The 15876-nt window shown below is 70.0% G+C and carries 19 protein-coding genes and 1 tRNA gene; 8 read left to right on the top strand and 12 right to left on the bottom strand.

What is annotated here, in order from left to right:
- The 5 genes from J5V96_RS09250 to J5V96_RS09230 all read right to left on the bottom strand — a co-directional run bounded on the left by J5V96_RS09250 (position 1) and on the right by J5V96_RS09230 (position 1556).
- Complete coding sequence (locus J5V96_RS09250) at positions 1 to 225, bottom strand: hypothetical protein (RefSeq protein WP_208503050.1); 225 nt, start codon at positions 223 to 225, stop codon at positions 1 to 3.
- Entirely contained in the window at positions 222 to 455 is a 234-nt protein-coding gene (locus J5V96_RS09245; RefSeq protein WP_208503048.1) for a hypothetical protein, read from the bottom strand. The genes J5V96_RS09250 and J5V96_RS09245 overlap by 4 nt, the downstream gene beginning before the upstream one ends.
- A complete protein-coding gene (locus J5V96_RS09240; protein WP_208503046.1) occupies positions 452 to 781 on the bottom strand; it encodes a hypothetical protein in 330 nt (109 codons plus the stop codon). The genes J5V96_RS09245 and J5V96_RS09240 overlap by 4 nt, the downstream gene beginning before the upstream one ends.
- 84 nt (positions 782 to 865) lie before the next feature.
- Positions 866 to 1198, bottom strand: a complete 333-nt coding sequence (locus J5V96_RS09235; RefSeq protein ID WP_208503044.1) for a hypothetical protein — start codon at positions 1196 to 1198, stop codon at positions 866 to 868.
- A gap of 109 nt (positions 1199 to 1307) precedes the next feature.
- Complete coding sequence (locus J5V96_RS09230) at positions 1308 to 1556, bottom strand: hypothetical protein (protein WP_208503042.1); 249 nt, start codon at positions 1554 to 1556, stop codon at positions 1308 to 1310.
- An 86-nt stretch (positions 1557 to 1642) separates the two neighbouring features.
- On the opposite strand from J5V96_RS09230, the gene J5V96_RS09225 reads away from it, so the two are divergent.
- Genes J5V96_RS09225 through J5V96_RS09215 form a run of 3 tightly spaced genes read left to right on the top strand, consistent with a single transcriptional unit; the run spans position 1643 to position 3997 of the window.
- Positions 1643 to 2071: a helix-turn-helix domain-containing protein gene (locus tag J5V96_RS09225; protein ID WP_208503040.1), complete on the top strand. Its 429-nt coding sequence runs from the start codon at positions 1643 to 1645 to the stop codon at positions 2069 to 2071.
- 4 nt (positions 2072 to 2075) lie between these two features.
- A complete protein-coding gene (locus J5V96_RS09220; RefSeq protein WP_208503038.1) occupies positions 2076 to 2540 on the top strand; it encodes an ImmA/IrrE family metallo-endopeptidase in 465 nt (154 codons plus the stop codon).
- On the top strand, positions 2537 to 3997 hold the full coding sequence (locus J5V96_RS09215) for a recombinase family protein (protein ID WP_208503036.1): 1461 nt from the start codon (positions 2537 to 2539) through the stop codon (positions 3995 to 3997). The genes J5V96_RS09220 and J5V96_RS09215 overlap by 4 nt, the downstream gene beginning before the upstream one ends.
- Here the strand turns inward: J5V96_RS09215 and J5V96_RS09210 are convergent.
- The 3 genes from J5V96_RS09210 to J5V96_RS09200 are packed head-to-tail and all read right to left on the bottom strand — an operon-like array spanning position 3994 to position 6233.
- Positions 3994 to 4104 carry a DUF4244 domain-containing protein gene (locus J5V96_RS09210; RefSeq protein ID WP_208503034.1) on the bottom strand — a complete coding sequence of 37 codons (111 nt, stop codon included), beginning with the start codon at positions 4102 to 4104 and terminating at the stop codon, positions 3994 to 3996. The genes J5V96_RS09215 and J5V96_RS09210 overlap by 4 nt on opposite strands.
- A 54-nt stretch (positions 4105 to 4158) precedes the next feature.
- Complete coding sequence (locus J5V96_RS09205; protein WP_307793575.1) at positions 4159 to 5175, bottom strand: type II secretion system F family protein; 1017 nt, start codon at positions 5173 to 5175, stop codon at positions 4159 to 4161.
- Entirely contained in the window at positions 5172 to 6233 is a 1062-nt protein-coding gene (locus J5V96_RS09200; RefSeq protein ID WP_208503032.1) for a TadA family conjugal transfer-associated ATPase, read from the bottom strand. The genes J5V96_RS09205 and J5V96_RS09200 overlap by 4 nt, the downstream gene beginning before the upstream one ends.
- 188 nt (positions 6234 to 6421) lie before the next feature.
- On the opposite strand from J5V96_RS09200, the gene acs reads away from it, so the two are divergent.
- Entirely contained in the window at positions 6422 to 8398 is a 1977-nt protein-coding gene (gene acs, locus J5V96_RS09195; protein WP_208503030.1) for an acetate--CoA ligase, read from the top strand.
- An 80-nt stretch (positions 8399 to 8478) separates the two neighbouring features.
- Here the strand turns inward: acs and J5V96_RS09190 are convergent, their stop codons facing one another.
- Positions 8479 to 8940, bottom strand: coding sequence for a RidA family protein (locus J5V96_RS09190; protein WP_208503027.1), 462 nt, complete (start codon positions 8938 to 8940; stop codon positions 8479 to 8481).
- Positions 8937 to 9164 (bottom strand): Sp36 family protein, encoded by a 228-nt coding sequence (gene sp36 / locus J5V96_RS09185; RefSeq protein WP_208503025.1) that lies wholly within the window; start codon positions 9162 to 9164, stop codon positions 8937 to 8939. Before sp36 ends, J5V96_RS09190 begins: the two co-directional genes overlap by 4 nt.
- A 106-nt stretch (positions 9165 to 9270) precedes the next feature.
- On the opposite strand from sp36, the gene J5V96_RS09180 reads away from it, so the two are divergent.
- The 3 genes from J5V96_RS09180 (at position 9271) to J5V96_RS09170 (ending at position 13449) form a co-directional block, all read left to right on the top strand.
- Complete coding sequence (locus J5V96_RS09180) at positions 9271 to 11988, top strand: penicillin-binding protein (protein ID WP_208503021.1); 2718 nt, start codon at positions 9271 to 9273, stop codon at positions 11986 to 11988.
- Complete coding sequence (locus J5V96_RS09175; protein WP_208503019.1) at positions 11988 to 12905, top strand: metallophosphoesterase; 918 nt, start codon at positions 11988 to 11990, stop codon at positions 12903 to 12905. The genes J5V96_RS09180 and J5V96_RS09175 overlap by 1 nt, the downstream gene beginning before the upstream one ends.
- 118 nt (positions 12906 to 13023) lie before the next feature.
- Complete coding sequence (locus tag J5V96_RS09170; RefSeq protein WP_208503017.1) at positions 13024 to 13449, top strand: hypothetical protein; 426 nt, start codon at positions 13024 to 13026, stop codon at positions 13447 to 13449.
- A gap of 95 nt (positions 13450 to 13544) precedes the next feature.
- Here the strand turns inward: J5V96_RS09170 and J5V96_RS09165 are convergent.
- Positions 13545 to 13621, bottom strand: a tRNA-Pro gene (locus tag J5V96_RS09165).
- A 157-nt stretch (positions 13622 to 13778) separates the two neighbouring features.
- On the opposite strand from J5V96_RS09165, the gene J5V96_RS09160 reads away from it, so the two are divergent.
- Positions 13779 to 14552 carry an HAD-IIB family hydrolase gene (locus tag J5V96_RS09160; protein ID WP_208503015.1) on the top strand — a complete coding sequence of 258 codons (774 nt, stop codon included), beginning with the start codon at positions 13779 to 13781 and terminating at the stop codon, positions 14550 to 14552.
- A 67-nt stretch (positions 14553 to 14619) separates the two neighbouring features.
- Here J5V96_RS09160 and J5V96_RS09155 read toward each other — a convergent pair whose 3' ends face one another.
- Positions 14620 to 15852, bottom strand: coding sequence for an alpha-hydroxy acid oxidase (locus J5V96_RS09155; RefSeq protein WP_208503013.1), 1233 nt, complete (start codon positions 15850 to 15852; stop codon positions 14620 to 14622).
- Positions 15853 to 15876: the final 24 nt, after the last annotated feature.

The raw sequence follows: 15876 nt of genomic DNA, 5'->3' as shown, positions 1-15876 counted from the left end.
TCAGGCCGCCTCCGTCTCGCAATAGCCGTGCTGGTCGTTGAACTCGTCCAGGAACGAGCCGTGCGCGTCGCGGCTGAACGCGCGGGCACCGCAGACACACACCGACATCGCGCGCGCCGAGGCGGGGAACGTCCCGCGCGCGAAGAACAGCGCGTCCTCGCGGCGGTGCGTCAGCACGCGCTTGCGGCGGTCGTGGCGGCGACGGCGTCGCATCTTGGCGCTCACGCTGCACTCCCCTCGTTGAGGCCGGGCACGTAGCCTGCGGCGACATGACGGATCGCGGCGACCGGCACGTACGGTGCGGGCTCGATCGGCTCGAGCGCGAACACCTGGCCGCCGATCTCGTCGGCGACGTCGGTTGCCTGCTCGATGTCCTCGGCGAGGCGGCGCTTGCCCGCGAGCTGTGGGGCGCCGCTCGCCGTGGTCTCGGCGATCAGGAACGGCTGGGCGCTCACAGGGTCACGTCCACGATGCTGGTCGCGGGACGGCGCACGGTCGAGTTGGCGTAGATCGCGGCCAGCAAACGCCGATACGCGGCGTCGAGGCGGCGCAGCTCCGCGTCCGCTCGGGCGGCCTGCTCGGCGTGGCGGACCGCGGCCATCACCTCATCGACGTGGATCGGCGTCCCGGCCAGCGAGGTGTCCCCGCTGGCGTCGGTGACGGCTCGGATCAGGTGCTCCCCCGCCGACCGAGTGTGAAGGTCCCGGAGGTGCTGCAGGGCCGCCACGTCGAGCCGCTCTGTGGCCGAGGCGATCGGGTCGATAGTGTGGTGCGTGGGCATGGTCAGATGCCTTCCTTCTAGGGCCGGTCCCCGCTGCAACGGGGCCGGCTTCTTCTATGTCGGAGGTCGGTGGTACGGCCGCGGTCAGCGCGGCGGGTACTGCCGGTCGAGGATGTCGATCTGGCCGTCGAGCCACATGAGCAGCGCGGCACGTCGGTGTGCCTCGTCCTGGTCGATCAGGTCGTCCTCGGAGGCGTCGGCGTGCTCGACCCGACAGCAGTCGGCGGTCGGGGTCGGTGTGCCGTATAGCCACTGGGCGAGCCCAGCGAGGACGCCGGTCACTGCCGGGAATGTGGCGGCCGCGGCCCCTGCCGTGATGATGGCGAGCAGCGCGACTCCGTTCGGCGTGCGGGTCCATACCGCGACAGCAGCGCACGTCGCGGCGGCGATGATGAAGGCCCAGCGCAGGCTGATCACGCCGCCATCTCCTGGGTGCAGCCGAGCACCTCGGGGTGCGTATCGAACCACTCGCGGACGTACACCGCGAGCGCGGCGGACATCGCCTCGTCGAAGGTCGGCGCGCGCATCAAGCAGCCGCCCTCTGCGTTGCCCGACTGACCAGATCAGTCAGGTCGATCCCCAGCCACCGGGTGGCGAGGACGAGTTCGTACATCGAGAACGGCACGTCACCGTTGAGGCGGCGTCCGACAGTGTGCGGCGTCACGTCCAGTGCGTGAGCCAGGTCCGCGGCCGTGCGGCGCTGGCGAGCGAGCTCGGCTCGAAGATCAGCAGCGACGATGGCGGTGACCTCGTCGGCGGGTGTCTGCTTCGTCATACACACACCCTGAATGACGAATCATTCGGTGTCAAGCCAGTCATACATCTTGACGAAAAATCATTCACCCGCCACACTTGGGAACCGTGACCGAACAGGAATACGCACAGCTCCTCTCCGACGCTCTCGTCTCCGAGATCAAGGCCGAGATGGGGCGTCAGGACGTCTCCTCCCGCGAACTCGCTCGCCGAATCGGCAGCAACCCGCAGTTCATCTCCTCTCGCCTCGACGGCGGAAACCCCCGCACCGGGGAGCGAGTAGCAATCAACATCCGCGACCTCGTCGACATCGCCCGAGCACTGGGCCTCACCGAGGTTGAGCTTCTGCAGCGCGCCCAGAGCGTCGCAACGCGCTCCGCAGAGAACCGCCCGGGCTGGCTTGTCCCGATCACCGAGATCCGGAACCGCCGCACCGCCGCGGATGTCCCCGCCTCCGAGCAGACTGAGGCCCCGGCGCACAAGCGCGCCGCCCGCAAGCGTTCGCGCGACCGCGGTGAAGCGACCGACACCCCGTGATCAGATGAAGCACCTCTACGACATGGCCCGCGCCCTCGGCGTCAGCATCGAACATGCCGACCTCACCGAGCACGACCGCGACGGCGACTACTGCGCCGAGACGAACACGATCCGCCTGCAGCAGGGCATGACGCGCCGCCTCGCCCGTTCCGTCCTCGCACACGAGCTCGCGCATGCGATCTTCGGAGATGTCCCGTCGATGTTCGGCCCCGTCAACGCGAAGCAGGAGCGCCGCGCCGACGAATGGGCGGCGCTTAGGCTCATCACGCGCGAGGACTACCGCGTGGCTGAGGCACTGCACGGCGGTCACGCACCCGCCATCGCCGTCGAGCTCGACGTCATGCCCGACATCGTCGAGGCGTACCAGCGAGTCCTGCTTCGCGTTGGCGACGTCGTCTACACCCGTCCCCGCATGGGTGCAGGGCAGTGGGATGCGCGCTCCTACGTGGCCTCGGAGCACGTCGCATGACCGCCCGCCGAGCGCCCGTCCCCCTCCGCGGCGCCCGCCCAGGCAACCGCGCCGTGCTCTACCTCCGGCAGTCGAAGGAGCGCGAGGACAGCGAGTCGATCGAGACCCAGGAGTACCTCGGCCGCGAATACTGCGAACAGCGGGGATACACCGTCGTCGATGTCCAGGTCGACCGGATCACCGGCCGCAAGTGGGACAAGCGCCCTGGCGTCGTCGAGACGCTGCGGCTAATCGAGGACAACCGCGCCGACGTCATCGTCCTCTGGAAGTGGTCACGCCTCTCCCGCAGCCGCCTGCACTGGGCCCTCGCTGACGACCGCGTGCACCTCGCCGGCGGCCGCATTGAGTCCGTCACCGAACCGATCGACACCTCCACCGCGAGCGGCCGCTTCGCGCGCGGCGTGATGACCGAGTACGCCGCGTTCCAATCCGAATCAATGGGGGAGGTCTGGGCCGAGACGCTCGACCGCCGCCGCCGCAAAGGCCTGCCCCCGTCCGGCGGCGAGCGGTACGGCTACGTGCGCGATCGCGACGCGGACACCTACGCTCCCCACGATCTCGAAGCACCGATCCTCGCCGAGATGTATCAGCGATCCCTCGCCGGCACGGGCATGGCGTCGATCGCGCGATGGCTCAACGAGAGCGGCCACCGCACACGCAACGGCAACGAGTGGTCAGCGCGCACCGTATCCCGTGTGCTCGACTCCGGTTTCGCCGCCGGGCTCATCCACACCGACACCGGCCACCTACCCGGCGCGCACACAGCGATCATCACAAGGGAGACATGGGACGCGTTCCGCGCGCGCCGCGCCAGCACCACAAAACCGCCCCGCGGCACCCTCCGCATGGCATCCGGCCTGCTGCGCTGCGGATGCGGATCGACCATGTTCGCCTCATCTACCTCGAAAGACGGTGTCGGCTACTACTCCTGCGCCACCTACCACCGCGGCCGCGCGCGGTGCCCCCACCCGATGGTGATCTCGCGATCAGTCGTCGAGCGCTACCTCACCGAATGGATCGAAGCACTACCCGAGCGCGCCGCCGAGCTGCGCGCGGCCGCCGAGGCGGAGGCCGCACAACGGGTGCGCGCTCTCGAGGACCGCGCCGCGCTCGAGCGGCTGATCGGTCAGGCGCAGAAGCGCCTTGCCGACCTCACCGTGCTGCTCGTCGACGGCAAGATCAGCCAAGACGCCTACGGTGCCACGTCCGCGCGAGTCGACGCCGAACTCGCATCGCTCCGCGCGCGACACGTCCGAGCCGCACCGACTCCGAATCGCGACCTGTTCGCCCTCGTCCCTCACCTGGTCGAGGGCTTCACGGACCTGCCGCCCGCTTCCCAGAACCGCGTGCTGCGGCAACTGCTACGCCACATCGTTATCCTCCCCGCCCCACGCAAGGGCGGCGGGGTCTGGCGGCAGCGATTCGACCCCTGGCCCGTCTGGCGTACTTACGACTAACGGACACCGCCGAACGCCACCGCTGCCATCGTGACGATCGCATACTCTGCGGTCGAGGCTCCAGTCTCGTCGGAGACGAGATCTCCGAGTGAAGAGAACTGCGACATAACTCCTTCTTCCTTTCTGTAAGAGGCGAACTGCGTTCTTCTGGGCGACCCGGATCATCCGGGCAGCTCCGGAAGCGGTGTGGCGCCGAGCACGCCGAGCAGCATGGGCGCGACGCCGAGACAGAGAAACGCCGGCAGCGTGCACACGCCGAGCGGGATGAGCAGGCGGGAGCCGAGCCGGGCGGCGCGCAGTCGCCCCTCGGTGCGGGCGGACTGGCGTTCCTGGGCGGCCGTCGCCCGCAGCAGCTCGACACCCGGCACCCCCGCATCGCGCGAGAGCGCCAGCACGGCAGAGGTCTCCTCGGCCCCCGGACGCGGGCCGCCGGGCGCCTCGGCCACGAGCCGCTCGGCACGATCGATCGAGGCACCGCCGCTGAGGGCGATCGCGGTCAGCTCCGCGTGCATGCCGGGGGTGCCCGGGGGCGGCTGCGCCGCGCGCACGAGGCGCCTCGTCCACGTGCGCGCGAGCACCAGCAGGACGATGCCGGCGATCAGGCACGCGATGCCGAGCGGATTGGTGAAGAGCACTCCGAGCACATCGAACCCGAGCGCGAAGCCCAGCAGCAGGCCCGCGAGCGGCAGCCACGTCATGAGCTTGGCGGTGCCGGCCGGCTCGGCGAGGGCGATGCGCACGTCGTCCTGCGCCTCGCAGGCATCGCGCAGGGCGGCGGCGATCGACCGCAGGCAGTCGGCCAGCGGGGCTCCCACGGCCGAGGCCACGTCCCAGGCGGCGGCCACCTCCCGCCAGGCGCTCCCGCCCGGCTCGGCGCCCTCGGCTTCGATGGCCTCGGCGAGCGACAGGCCCGACGCAGCCCGCCGTGCGACGTGCCCCGCGGTCGGATCACCGGCCGCCGCGAGATGTCGCCAGGCGGCCTCGGGCGTCGCGCCCGCCTGCAGCAGCACCGCGAGTCTTAGGGTCGTGCCCGCGATGAGGCCGGGCTCCTGCCGCTGACGCGAGGCGCCGTGGCGCGCGGACGCCCCGTGCCACGAGGAACCCCGGCGCTCCGAGGACGCTCCGGTGCGATCGATCCTGAGTCGCCGCGACTCCCGCCCGACGCGCACCGCGCTCACGCCGCCGCCTCCGCTCCGGTGCGCCACGGTGCGACCTCGACGATGTCGAGGCGACCGGACTGCTCGGTGAAGCGCCCGACGCGCGCGAGGCGACGCGTGCCATCCGGGTGACGCTCGAGATGCAGCACGTAGCCGATGGCGCTGCACACCTGGCGGGCGATCGCGTGATCGTCCATCCCCGCCAGCGCGCCCAGTGCCTCAAGGCGTGCCGGCACCTCCGCGAGCCCGCTGGCATGCAGAGTGCCCGCGCCGCCGTCATGCCCGGTGTTGAGGGCCGACAGCAGCTCGCGCACCTCCTCGCCACGGCACTCGCCGACGACGATGCGATCGGGACGCATACGCAGCGATTCGCGCACGAGCCGCGCGAGATCGATCGCCCCCGCGCCCTCGAGATTGGCCTGCCGCGCTTCGAGCGACACGTGATGCGGGTGGGCGATGCGCAGCTCGGCGACGTCCTCGATCGTGACGATGCGCTCGTGCGCCGGCGCATGCGCGAGCAGGGCGCCCAGCAGCGTGGTCTTGCCGGTGCCCGCTGCCCCGCTGATCAGCACGTTCTCGCGGTCGCGCACGATGCGCAGCAGCCAGGCGAGAGCATCCGGCCCGAAGGATCCGCCCGCGCAGAGCGTCTCGAGATCGGCGCCGCGCAGCCGCGGGATCCGGATCGACAGGGCCGTGCCGTTCGTCGCGACCGGCGGCAGCACGGCATGCACCCGGATGCCGTCGGCCAGCCGCACGTCGACACAGGGCGTCGCATCGTCGATGTGCCGCCCGCCCTTCGCGATCAACGCACCGGCGAGCTCGCGCACCTCCCGCTCGGACGCGCGCCACGACGGATCCGGCCGCGGCCCATCGCCGCGATCGACGAACAGTCCCTGGCTGCCGTTGACGAAGACGTCGGTGACCGCGGGATCGGCGAGGTAGGGCGCGAGGGGAGCCAGGGGCGTCGGCGGCGCGTCCACGACGCCGTCGTCCGACTCCTCAACGGTGCGCAGACGGTGCAACCCGCGCGGATCCGGCCCCCGGGGAACCCGGGCCTGCACAACGAACGGATGAGTCATGTCCCGACGCTAGGCAGCGCAGCGGCGCCCGAGACGGCGGATCCGGCATCCGGGGACCAGCCGACTCGAAACGCGCGCTGTGGACGAACGTCACCCACTTTCGGCGGTACTCGCTCGGTTGACCGCCGCCGTACCGTCGACCTGCGGAAGGATCCGCGTACGACTGTCGCAAAGGAGCGCAGAAAGCGATGAGCGCTGAGAACACCATCGACCACCTGCTCGACGAGACCCGCCGCTTCGCGCCCTCGCCCGAGTTCGCCGCCGCCGCGATCGCCGGCCCGGAGCTCTACGAGAAGGCGCAGGCGGACCGCGAGGGCTTCTGGGCCGCGCAGTCGCGCGAGCTGCTGCACTGGAGCACACCGTTCACGCAGACCCTCGACTGGTCGAACCCGCCCTTTGCGAAGTGGTTCGCCGACGGCGAGCTGAACGTCGCCTACAACTGCCTCGACCGTCACGTGGAGGCCGGCAACGGCGACCGGGTCGCGCTGCTGTGGGAGGGCGAGCCCGGTGACGCCCGGCGCATCACGTACGCCGAGCTCACCGACGAGGTCAAGCGCCTCGCCAACGTGCTCGAGGACCTCGGCGTCGGCGAGGGCGACCGCGTCGCGATCTACCTGCCGATGATCCCCGAGGCCGTCGCCTCGATGCTCGCCGTGGCGCGCGTGGGGGCCATCCACTCGGTCATCTTCGGCGGCTTCAGCGCCGACAGCCTGCGCTCGCGCATCGACGACGCCGGAGCCAAGCTCGTCATCACCGCCGACGGCGGCTGGCGCAAGGGCAAGGTCTCGCCGCTCAAGCCGGCCGTCGACCAGGCGCTCGCCGACCGCAACGGGCAGGGCGTGCAGGAGACGGTCGAGCATGTGCTCGTCGTCAAGCGCGGCGACAACGAGGTGGACTGGGACGCCGAGCGCGACCTCTGGTACCACGACCTCGTGCCCCAGGCCTCGAACGAGCACGAGGCACGGGCCTTCGCCGCCGAGACGCCGCTGTTCATCCTGTACACCTCCGGCACCACTGGGAAGCCGAAGGGCATCCTGCACACCTCGGGCGGCTACCTGACGCAGGCGGCCTACACCCACCGCAACGTCTTCGATCTGCACCCCGAGACCGACGTCTACTGGTGCACCGCCGACATCGGCTGGATCACCGGACACTCGTATGTCGTGTACGGCCCCCTCGCCAACGGTGCGACGCAGGTGCTCTACGAGGGCACCCCGGAGCACCCCGAGCCCGGACGCTGGTGGGACGTCATCGAGAAGTACGGCGTGACGATCTTCTACACGGCGCCCACGGCGATCCGGTCGTTTATGAAGCAGGGCCGCCAGATCCCCCAGGCGCGCGACCTCTCGTCGCTGCGCGTGCTCGGCTCGGTGGGCGAGCCCATCAACCCCGAGGCCTGGATCTGGTACCGCGAGGTCATCGGCGCAGGCACCACCCCCATCGTCGACACGTGGTGGCAGACCGAGACGGGCGCGATCATGGTCTCCGCCCTGCCGGGTGTCACCGAGACGAAGCCCGGATCGGCGCAGGTTCCGCTGCCGGGCATCTCGATCGACGTCGTCGGCGAAGACGGCAGCCCCGTCGGCAACGACGCGGGCGGGCTCCTGGTGATCACCGAGCCGTGGCCGAGCATGCTGCGCGGCATCTGGGGCGACCCGGAGCGCTACAAGGAGACCTACTGGGACAAGTTCCAGGACCAGGGCTACTACTTCGCGGGCGACGGCGCCCGGCTCGACGAGGACGGCGACATCTGGCTGCTCGGTCGGGTCGACGACGTGATGAACGTCTCGGGCCACCGCCTGTCGACCGCCGAGATCGAGTCGTCGCTCGTCGCGCATGAGGCCACGGCGGAGGCCGCCGTGGTCGGCGCCTCCGACGAGACCACGGGCCAGGCGGTGGTCGCCTTCGTGATCCTGAAGGAGAGCTACCTCAAGGAGCACGGACCGGAGGGACTGGCCAACGAGCTGCGCGCGCACGTCTCCACGCAGATCGGAGCGATCGCCCGCCCGCGCGACATCTACATCGTCGGCGAGCTGCCCAAGACCCGCTCCGGCAAGATCATGCGCCGCCTGCTGCGCGACGTCGCCGAGGGCCGCGAGGTCGGCGACACCACGACCCTCGCCGACACCGCGGTCATGAGCGTGATCTCCGCCCAGGTGCGCTGAGCGCACGAACGGGGCCTCGCAGGCGTGAACGCAGAAGGCGCGGTCCGGATCATCCGGACCGCGCCTTCTCGCGTCTCAGCTCACGCGTCGAACGTGAAGACGACCTCGACCTCGACGGGGGCATCGAGCGGCAGCACCGCGACGCCGACGGCGGAGCGCGAGTGCTGACCCGCGTCGCCGAAGATCTCGGCCAGGGTCTCGCTCGCGCCGTTGATGACGCCGGGCTGCCCGGTGAACGACGGGTCGGAGGCGACGAATCCGGTCACCTTGAAGACGCTCGTCAGCTTGTCGACGCCGCCGACGGCCGCCGCGGCCGCGGCGAGGGCGTTGAGCGCGCACTGACGCGCATAGCCTCGGGCATTCTCGGCCGAGACCTCGGCGCCGACCTTGCCGGTGGCGGGCAGTGCACCCGCGACCATCGGCAGCTGACCGGAGGTCTGGACGAGGTCGCCGTGGGCCTTGGCGGGGATGTAGGCGGCCACCGGCGGGACGACCGACGGCAGCTCGATGCCGAGCTCAGCGAGACGCGCGGAGATGCTCACGAGCCCTGCACCTCGCCCTCGAACTGCTTGGCCGCCTCAGCCGCGTGGCCGAGGCCCGCGTTGGCCGTGCCGCCTCCGACGGGGCGCTTGAAGTAGGCGACGAGCCCGCCCTCGTTGTTGGGCACGACCTGCACGAGCTCCCAGCCCTGCTTGCCCCAGTTGTTCAGGATCGCCGCGGTGTTGTGGATCAGCAGCGGTGTGGTGAGGTACTCCCACGTGGTCATGGAGCAGTCCTTCCAGGACGGGCGAACGGGCGCCTCGGACGAAGATGCCGCCACGGCACGCCCGGGATTCAGGAAAGCGCCCAGGTCGACGGCTTACGATCACCCTATGCCTCATGGGAAAAGGACGACCAGCGGCGTGCTCGGCGGTCTGCTCGGGCTCGTCGGTCTGAGCGCGGTCGCTGGTGTGCTCGTCACCGCCACGGTGACGCCTGCTATCGCGGTCTCCGGGTACGCGGCGTCGAGCGCGATCACGCTGTTCGACAACATGCCGAGCTACCTCGCGGTGAACCAGCCGATGCTGCCGACGCGCATCTTCGTGACGGATCCGAACACCGGCAAGCCCAGCGGACTCGCGTCGTTCTACGACCAGAACCGCATCCCGGTGAAGTGGGAGGGCGTGTCCACGGTGATGTACGACGCCCTCATCTCCAGCGAGGACCCGAAGTTCTACGAACACGGCGGCGTCGACCTGATGGGCACGATCAAGGCCGTCGCGAGCAACGTGAAGGACGGCACCTCCCGCGGTGGCTCCTCCATCACGCAGCAGTACGTGAAGAACGTGCTGACCCAGGAATGCGAGCAGTCGAAGGCCACCAAGGAGGAGCAGGACGCCTGCTACCTCGAGGCAACCGTCTCCGAGGCCTCCGCCGGCATCGAGCGCAAGCTGCAGGAGATGCGCTACGCGATCGGTCTCGAGAAGAAGTACTCGAAGAACGACATCCTGCTCGGCTACCTGAACATCGCGAACTTCGGCGGCACCACGTACGGCATCGAGGCCGCCGCGCAGCGGTACTTCAGCACCTCGGCGTCCAAGCTGACGCTCGTGCAGGCGGCGACCCTCGCCGGCATGGTGCAGAACCCGAACTACTACCGCATCGACATGCCGGGCGGCACGAAGCAGGCCAAGGACGGCACCTGGCTGAACTCCCAGGCCGACGGCTTCAAGCCGACCCTCGACCGCCGCAACTATGTGCTCGGGCGCATGTTCGAGGACGGCAAGATCACGCGCGCGGAATACGACGAGGCCAAGGCCGCCCCGGTTGTCCCCGCGATCAAGAACAGCGACCAGGGCTGTCAGGCCGCCCGAGGCGCCGCGTACTTCTGCCAGTACGTCAAGACGATCGTGCTGAACGACCCGGCCTTCGGCGAAACGCCCGCAGACCGCCAGAAGGCGCTGCGCCGTGGTGGCCTGAACATCTACACCACCCTGGATCTCCGCCTGCAGCAGAGCGCCGAGCAGGCGATCCGCGACCGCATCCCGAGCGCGATGGACGGCATCGAGCTCGGCTCCACCGGCGTCTCGCTCGAGGTCGGCACGGGACGTGTGCTCGCGATGGCGCAGAACACCCAGTTCGATGAGGATCCGAGCGCACCGCGCGGATCGTCCTCGATCGTGTTCGCCACCGATTACCAGCATGGCGGCTCGACGGGATTCGGCGTCGGCTCGACGTTCAAGGTCTTCACATTGCTCGACTGGCTGGAGAAGGGCCACTCGACTCGTGAACCCGTGGACGGCGTCAACCGCCAGGCGTTCAAGGGCTTCAACTGCGACGGCACGCCGGTGCCGCAGACCACGAAGGTCGACAACTTCGGACGGGTCGGCGGCTACCGCGGTGACGCCAAGAGGTTCACGAGGGACTCCCTCAACTCGGGTTACTTCGCCATGGCCGCGAAGCTGAACCTCTGCGACATCATGCGCGTGGCCGATCGCCTCAACGTGACGACGATGCAGATCGGCGACGTCGATGCGAACAAGGACGGCACTCCCGAGATCAAGCACGGCGACACGCTCTCCCTCTCGCCCGACAAGGAGCCGCACCGCACCGTGCAGGGCCCCTTCGATCTGCTCGGATCGATCAACTTCGCTCCCATGAGCATGGCCTCGGTCTACGGCACGATCGCCAACAAGGGCGTGCAGTGCACGCCCAGGGCGATCGACCGCGTCACCGACGCGAAGGGCCAGGAGCTGCCCCTGCCCGCCTCCTCGTGCGAGCAGAAGATCAAGCCGGAGGTCGCGGCGACCGCGGCCGACGCGCTCGCGGGAGTCATGAGCGGCAACGGCACCGGCGTCCGGGCCCGGGCGAACGACGGCATCCCCGTGATCGGCAAGACCGGTACGCACGAGACCGCGCACACGTCGATGGTGCAGACCTCGACGAAGGTCGCCACCTTCGTCTGGGTCGGCAACATCAAGGGCTACACCGATCTCTTCCAGACCTACGTCGACAACGGCGTGCTCTCCAACCAGCGCTACTTCATCTCCAGGGACATCCAGGCCAGGGCGAACGAGCTCTATGGCGGTGACGCCTTCCCGCCGGCTGACCGCGCGCTCACCGCGGTGCCCGAGACCGACCTGCCCAATGTCGTGGGCAAGCCCGTGGCCGAGGCGCAGGGCATCCTCGAGGCCGCCGGCTTCCAGGTGGTCGTGGGCTCCCCCGTTCCGGGCACCCGTGCGAACGGCGTCATCGAGACGCAGGATCCTGGCCCCGGCCGGGTCGCGGTCGGCACCACGATCACGATCTCGCCCAGCAACGGCCAGGGCCGCACGGTTCCCGAGACGAAGGGCCAGTCGTTGCAGAACGCCATGGCGGCGGTCGCCGGGGCGGAGTTCAACGCCCAGCCCGGCACCTGCACCGAGAAGGCCGACGCGGGAGCGGGGCGTGTGACCGGCACCAACCCGGCCGCCGGCGAAGTGCTGCCCGCAGGCACGGTCGTCACGGTCAACTACGAGTCCGCGAACTGCGGCGGACCCGGAGATGGCGGCGGCAACGGAAACGGAAACGGCAACGGGGGCAACCCGGGCGCCGGCGGAGACGACGACTGATGGCGGCACTGCGCCGCGCGACGGCCGTACTGGGAGCCCTTGGGGCTGCCGGTGCGGCCGCCGCCGTCTGGGGCTTCGGCATCGAGCGCCATCTGTACACCGTGCGCCGCCACGTGGTGCGTGTGCTCGAGCCGGGTGAGGCGCCCATCCGGATCCTGCACATCTCGGATGCGCACATGGCGCCCTGGCAGCGACGCAAGCAGCGCTGGATGTCGCGCCTTGTCGGCCTGCGCCCCGATCTCGTCATCAGCACGGGCGACAGCCTCGGCCACACCGACGGCATCGACGGCATCCGCACGGCACTGGCGCCGCTGGCCGGTGTGCCCGGCGTCTTCGTGCACGGCACGAACGACATCTGGGGCCCCGGCCCGCGCAACCCCTTCCGGTACTTCTCCGCTCCGTCGAAGAAGAAGCCGAAGGCCGTGCGCCTCGACACCGCCTCCCTCGACGCCTTTATGACCGACGACCTCGGCTGGCACAGCGTGGACAACAACGCGACCACGATCGACGTGCGGGGCCGCCGGATCCGCCTGTTCGGCGTGGGCGATGCCCACCATGGTCTCGACGACCTCGAGGCCGCCGAGGACGCGCTCGCCGCGCAGCCCGAGACGTCGCTGATGCTCGGCGTCGCGCATGCGCCCTACCGGCGCGTTCTCGACCCGTTCACCGACCTCGGTGCCGACATGATCTTCGCGGGCCACACGCACGGCGGACAGGTGCGCATCCCCTTCTACGGGGCGCTCGTCGCCAACTGCGACATCCCGCTCCGACAGGCCCGCGGGCTGTCGGCGTGGACCCACCGGGGCCGCACGGTGCCGCTGAACGTCAGCGCGGGCCTCGGGCACTCCATCTGGGCGCCGGTGCGCTTCGCATGCCGCCCCGAGGTCTCGCTCATCACGCTCGCTCCCCGTCTGTAGCGCGTCCGCCCACCGGACACGGACGCTGCGCCGACTCGATCAGGAATCGAGAAGCGCCCGTTCGTGCTGCGCTCCTAGCCTGGGGTCATCACCCACCGGACCGAGGAGAGGAACAGGGATGAGCGACGGGCTGAGCAAGGAGGAGCGCGACGCGGTCAAGCAGCGCGCGAAGGAGCTGCGCGCGCAGGAGAAGGCCGGCAAGAACCGCGCAGCGGGCGAGAAGTCGGTGCGCGAGGCGATCGCGAAGCTGGAGGCCGGTGACCGCGAGATCGGCGAGGGCTTCTACACCGTGGTCTCGGAGGTCGCGCCGCACCTCGTGCCCAAGACCTACTACGGCATGCCGGGCTTCGCGAATGACGAGGGCAAGATCGTCGTCTTCCTCCAGCCCGCCGGGAAGTTCTCGACGCGCTACTCGACCATCGGGTTCGAGGATCGTGCCCACCTCGACGACGGCGACATGTGGCCCACGGCCTTCGCCGTGCCGGCGTGGACAGAGGGCGTTGGCACGCGGCTGACGGAGCTCGTCCGCGCAGCGACGCGCTGAGCCGCGCGGCGCGCAGCGCGGGCCGCCCGCGGGCGCCGGACGAGCGCGAGCCGGACAGCAAGAAGGGCCCGCCTTCCGGCGGGCCCTTCTTCGTGTGGTCGGGGTGACAGGATTTGAACCTGCGGCCTCGTCGTCCCGAACGACGCGCGCTACCAAGCTGCGCCACACCCCGTTTTGCAACCCTGCAAGTCTAACCGATCAACAGGGGTGCTCCGAACCAGGACGATACCCGGGCGCGTTCGCAGCTCGGATCGCGCCGCCTCGCGGCGAACGCCCGTCCGGGAGCAGCGCCCCGCAGTCTCGCGGGGCACGCCGAATAGGCTGAACCCATGACCTCCGCGCCGCGCCTGGTGTCGTTCGACCTCGACGACACGCTCGCCCCGTCGAAGACCGCCATCGACCCCCGGATGGGCGACCTGCTGATCCGGCTCGCCGAGCGCGTCGAGGTCGCGATCATCTCGGGCGGCCAGATGGGGCAGTTCCGCTCGCAGGTCATCGAGCAGCTGCCCGAGGCACCCGCCGAGGTGCTCTCGCACCTGCACCTGCTGCCGACCTGCGGCACCCAGTACTACCGCTACGACGACGGCGAGCTGGTGCAGCTCTACACCCAGGACCTCACGGCAGACGAGAAGCACCGCGCTCTCACGGCCGTCGAGGAGGAGGCCCGGCGCCTCGGCCTGTGGGAGTCGACGACGTGGGGCGACATCCTCGAGGACCGCGGGTCGCAGATCACGTTCTCCGCCCTGGGCCAGGCCGCCCCGGTCGAGGCCAAGAAGGCCTGGGACCCCACGGGCGAGCGCAAGTCGCTGCTGCGCGAGGCCGTCGCGGCCCGTCTTCCCGACCTCGAGGTGCGCTCGGGCGGCTCGACGTCGGTGGACATCACGCGCAAGGGCATCGACAAGGCCTACGGCATGCGCCGCCTCGCCGACGAGTCCGGGGTGTCGCTCGGCGACATGCTCTTCTACGGCGACCGGCTCGATCCGGACGGCAACGACTACCCCGTGCTCGCGATGGGTGAGGTCGAATGCGTCTCCGTCGACGGTTGGGAGGACACGGCCGACAAGCTCGAGGCGCTGCTGCCGACCCTGCCGCCCCGCGGCTGACCCCCTCTGCCCGAGAAGGCGCCCCGGATCCGATCCGCGGCGCCTTCTCGATACTGCTCTCGTCTCCTCAGGCGAGGGGGCGGTACCGCGACAGCTGCGTGACGTGGCGGGGCTCCAGCTCGGCCACCGACTGCACGCCGAGCAGCTTCATCGTGCGCTCGATCTCGCTGCGCAGGATCGCGATGGTGCGGTCGACGCCCGCCCGTCCGCCCGCCATCAGGCCGTAGAGGTAGGCGCGGCCGATGAGCGTGAACTTCGCGCCGAGGGCCATGGCGGCCACGATGTCGGCGCCGTTCATGATGCCCGTGTCGACCATCACCGTGGCGTCCTTGCCGACCTCGCGCACGACCTGCGGCAGCAGGTGGAAGGGCACGGGAGCCCGGTCGAGCTGACGCCCGCCGTGGTTCGACAGGATGATGCCGTCGACGCCCATGTCGATGAGCTTCACCGAGTCGGCGACGTTCTGCACGCCCTTCACCACGATCTTGCCGGGCCAGAGCTCGCGGATGATCGCGAGGTCGTCGAACGAGATGGTCGGATCCATCGCCGCGTTCAGCAGCTCCCCGACGGTGCCGCCCGTGGTCGACAGCGACGCGAACTCGAGCTTCGGGGTGGTGAGGAAGTCGAACCACCAGTTCACCCGCGGAAGGGTGTCGAGCACCGTCTTGGCGGTCAGCTGGGGCGGGATCGCGAAGCCGTTGCGCTTGTCGCGCATGCGGTTGCCGGCCACCGGGGTGTCCACCGTGAACTGCAGCGTGTCGAAGCCCGCGGCGGCGGCCCGGCGGGCGAGCCCATAGGAGATCTCGCGGTCGCGCATGACGTAGAGCTGGAACCAGTTGCGACCATGGGGGTTGGCCGCCTTGACGTTCTCGATGGTCGTGGTGCCGAGGGTCGAGAGCGTGAACGGGATGCCCGCCGCACCCGCGGCGCCGGCCCCGGCGACCTCTCCCTCGGTCTGCATCAGCCGGGTGAAGCCGGTGGGCGCGATGCCGAACGGCATCGCCGACGGTCCCCCGAGGATCTCGACCGAGGTGTCGACATCCTCGGCCGGACGGAGGATGTCGGGGTGGAACTCGATGTCCTCGAACGCCTGCCGGGCGCGCGTCATCGACAGCTCGCCCTCGGCGGCGCCGTCGGTGTAGTCGAACGCGGCCGCCGGGGTGCGGCGCTTCGCGAGCCGGCGCAGGTCGTAGATCGTCAGCGCCTCATCCAGACGACGCTTCTTCGCGTCGAACGAGGGCTTCTTGAATTGGACGTACTCGAAGATCTCCTTCGGGTTCGGGATCTGGCGCGTGACCATGCCCGTCCTTTCGTTCTGTCGTGT

Source organism: Microbacterium stercoris, from assembly GCF_017592545.1.
Lineage (GTDB): Bacteria > Actinomycetota > Actinomycetes > Actinomycetales > Microbacteriaceae > Microbacterium > Microbacterium stercoris.
Note: the sequence above shows the minus strand (reverse complement) of the source record. Positions and strands in the feature narration are given on the sequence as shown.